Below are 3,754 nucleotides of genomic sequence, written 5' to 3'. Positions count from 1 at the left end.
CTACATAATGTAGATTTATTTTTTTAGTATTTTATATAATATTCTTATAAGAATTATTGTTATTACAGTTTCTATGATTGCTTTTAGTGCTCTAATCGGCAACATTGCCATAAATGCTTTTCCAAAAAGTTGAGATAACCAGTAGGTATTTAAACCTATATGAACTATTAGCATAACTATGACGCAACTTACTATAGTTGCAACATTTAATTTTTCGTCATTATCTTTCAACATCTTCATACAGATAAGTCCCGGAAGTAATCCTGTTAATATTGAGCTTAATGTAAAACCCAAATGAGGAGTTCCCTGAGGATTAATCATTACTCCTATTGCATCTGTAACTAATCCGACTATTCCACCAACAACAGGTCCATACAGCATACCTGATAAAATTATAGGCATTGAACCTATGCCGACTCTCAATTGCGGCGTAACCATAACTGACAAAAATCTTGTTAAAACTATTGACAGTGCAACTAAAAATGCTGCTCTTACAATAATTTTCGTATTACTTTTTTTCATTAAAAAAAGCCCCTTTCAATTAATTCAAAGTAGAGGGCACGTTAAAATACAGCGGCCGCGATAAAGAATCATATAAATTCGTTTAAGAACAACAACCCATTTCTTAACACTTGACGCTCTTTATCTACTCTGTTAACATCATTATATAATTGCAGTGTATTAAACACAACAAAAAAATTTTAATAATTAAAAATAAAAGAGGTTTTTTATGGATTACAAAAATTACTTGGATTGGATGGTAAATAGAGGAGATCCTCAAGGTGATTACACCTTGGATAATGTAAAAAAACTTTTAGAAGAACTTGGTTCCATTCAAAATAAAATCAAAATAATTCATGTTGCGGGCACTAACGGCAAAGGTTCTGTATGCAGTTATATTCAAAATACTTTATCCGGCTCAAATTTAAAATGCGGGTTATTTATTTCTCCATATATTGATGACATAAGAGAAACTATTCAAATTAATGGAGAGTATATTTCAGAGGATGATTTTGTAAAGTGCATGGAAATTATTTATCCTATAGTATTAAAATTAGACAGCGAAGGATATTATGTTACATCTTTTGAAATTTTCGTAGCGGTTGCATTTTTATATTTCTATAAAAATAAAGTAGATACAGCTGTTATGGAAGTCGGTATGGGCGGACGATTTGATGCCACAAATATTTTTGATGCACCAATTGCAACAGTTATAACTTCTATTTCATTAGACCATATAAATATCTTAGGAAAAACTTTAAAAGAAATTGCTTGGCAAAAAGGTGGAATTATAAAAGATAATGTTCCGGTTTTTATTTATCCGCAAAAAGAAGAAGTTATGGCAGAATTAATTAGAATAGCAAAAGAAAAAAATGCCCCGGTTCATACATTTAGCCTTGACGATGTAAAAGATATTTTTTCTACCGATAAATATAATGAATTCTCATTTAGAGAACATAAAAATATGAGAACATCTCTGCTTGGCAAACATCAAGTATATAATGCCTCTCTTGCAATAATGACCCTTGATTATTTAAAAAATTTTTTTCCTATTTCAGATGATAATCTAAGAAAGTCAATATCAAGTGCAAAAAATATAGGAAGAATTGAAGTTATTAAGGAAAATCCTACTTTTGTCCTTGACGGAAGTCACAATGCAGAAAGCATAGATGCACTTATAGAAAATCTTAAAACTTTCTCTTATAATAGATTAATTTTAGGATTCAGTGTACTTGGTGATAAGGACATAGACTATATCCTAAAAAATTTAATTCCTCTTGCGAGCTCTGTTGTACTGACCACAATAGATAATCCAAGAGCTGCAGAACTTGAGTTTTTAAAGAGAGAGGTTTCAAAATACTCAAATGAAGTATATGCATTTGAAGACAGAAAAATTGCATTTGATAAAACTGTTTCTCTTGCAAATGAAGATGACATGATTCTGTGGTGCGGTTCTCTGTATTTAATAAAAGACATAAGAAAATTTATAGTTTAAAAAATAATATTTCATACAAGTATAATTCTCGTTCAAAAGTAAAATCCCCACAATATGTGGGGATTTTTCAATATAAAAATTTTAATATCTTTTTATAGTCCTATTACTATGCCTCCATTATCTGCGTAACCCGAAGATAATCCTCTTGTATGAATTATAATTACATCTTTAATTTTATATAGCTCTCTCACTTTTTTTTCTAAGTCTTTTGCTTTTTCAAGTGCATCTACATGAGATATTACAAGAACTTTCTCCTCCAAATTAGAGGCTACATTTCCAATTGCATTTGCAAGTTTTGACAAACTCTTTTTAAATCCTCTGTTCATTTCAAAAAGACAAATGTCCCCATCATCGGTTGTCATTATAGGTCTTATATTTAAAATATTTGCGATGAGACCTGCAGTTTTCTTTATTCTTCCATTTTTAATCAAATTATCCAAACTTTCAAGAATAAAAAATGTCTTATTGTTATCTACCTCAGTAGTTATTTTTTTAGTCTTTTCTTCAAATGAACTGGCCTCATTTATTATTTCCCACAATTTTAAAACTACCGATGTCTGACCGGCACTTGCAGATTTTGAATCTACTATAAAAACATTTTTATCAGGATGTTCAGAGACATAGTCATTTTTAGCAATAACGGCACTGTTATATGAACCTGAAACTTTTGACGAAATCGTAACTACAAATATATTTTTTTCTTCACACTTATTCAGCTTTTCCAAATAGTCATAAGGAGACGGACATGATGTTCTTATAGGATTGTTGCTTTTAATCATTGAATATAAAAATTCGTCTAAGTTTATATTTTCATCATCTACAAATTCTACATCGTCCACTGTTATCTTAAACGGAACAGATAAAATATTCATTTCCCTTTCCATTTCCTCTGTTATATCACAACCCGTATCAACTATTATTCTATAATCCATATTTTCTCCTTTAACTCAATCTATTTTCTATATATTTTGCAAGTTCACCTGCATATTTTTTTAAGACGTCTTCGTTTTCTCCTTCAATCATTACCCTGACTAAACTTTCTGTTCCTGAAGGCCTTATTACAACTCTGCCCTTGCCTTTAAATTCACTTTCGATTGCATATACCTTTGCTCTTATGTCTTCAAATTCCATATATTTATTTTTTAAATCATTTCTTACCTTGGCATTTACTAAAACCTGAGGGTAACTTGTCATAAGTTCATTTAACTCAGATAAAGGCTTGTTTAATTTCCCCATAACTTCTAATATGTGAAGTCCTGTTGCAAGTCCGTCACCGGTTGTATTATAGTCTAAAAATATTATGTGCCCCGATTGTTCTCCACCTATAACAAAATTTCCCCTGCGCATTTCCTCAAGTACATATCTATCGCCAACCTGTGTATAAACCAAATCAGCTCCTATTTCTGAAAGATATCTCTTTAATCCAATATTTGCCATTATAGTTCCGACAACCGTATTATTTAAAAGCCTATTTTCTTTTTTAAGATAAGTTGCGCAAATTGCAAGTATATGATCTCCATCAACTATATTTCCTTTTTCATCTACCGCAATAATTCTATCAGCATCTCCATCAAAACTCATGCCGATATCTGCACCTGTTTGTATTACAAGTTCTTTTATAAGGTTCGGATTTGTTGAACCGCAGCTTAAATTTATATTCTCTCCGTTTGGAGTATTATTTATCACATATACCTCGGCACCAAGTCTTCTCAAAACATGCTCTGCTATTTCACTTAACGCACCATTGCCCGTATCTAT

Annotated in this window: 3 protein-coding genes, 1 pseudogene and 1 riboswitch; of the genes and pseudogenes, 1 reads left to right on the top strand and 3 read right to left on the bottom strand. The window is 31.0% G+C overall.

The features are described from left to right. Positions 1-15: 15 nt before the first annotated feature. Positions 16-522 carry a folate family ECF transporter S component gene (locus HMPREF0629_RS02620; RefSeq protein WP_009221826.1) on the bottom strand — a complete coding sequence of 169 codons (507 nt, stop codon included), beginning with the start codon at positions 520-522 and terminating at the stop codon, positions 16-18. 47 nt (positions 523-569) lie between these two features. Beyond that, positions 570-656, bottom strand: a riboswitch (THF riboswitch). A gap of 74 nt (positions 657-730) precedes the next feature. Between HMPREF0629_RS02620 and HMPREF0629_RS02615 the strand changes: the two genes are divergently transcribed. Further along, complete coding sequence (locus tag HMPREF0629_RS02615; RefSeq protein ID WP_009221825.1) at positions 731-1,996, top strand: folylpolyglutamate synthase/dihydrofolate synthase family protein; 1,266 nt, start codon at positions 731-733, stop codon at positions 1,994-1,996. 92 nt (positions 1,997-2,088) lie between these two features. Here HMPREF0629_RS02615 and HMPREF0629_RS02610 read toward each other — a convergent pair whose 3' ends face one another. After that, positions 2,089-2,928 carry a DegV family protein gene (locus HMPREF0629_RS02610; protein ID WP_009221824.1) on the bottom strand — a complete coding sequence of 280 codons (840 nt, stop codon included), beginning with the start codon at positions 2,926-2,928 and terminating at the stop codon, positions 2,089-2,091. A gap of 10 nt (positions 2,929-2,938) precedes the next feature. Beyond that, positions 2,939-3,754 (bottom strand): annotated as a pseudogene (locus HMPREF0629_RS02605) (phosphoglucosamine mutase); the annotation flags it as partial.

It is taken from the genome of Peptoniphilus sp. oral taxon 386 str. F0131, assembly GCF_000090945.1.
Classification (GTDB): Bacteria; Bacillota; Clostridia; order Tissierellales; family Peptoniphilaceae; genus Anaerosphaera; species Anaerosphaera mikwangii.
Note: the sequence above shows the minus strand (reverse complement) of the source record. Positions and strands in the feature narration are given on the sequence as shown.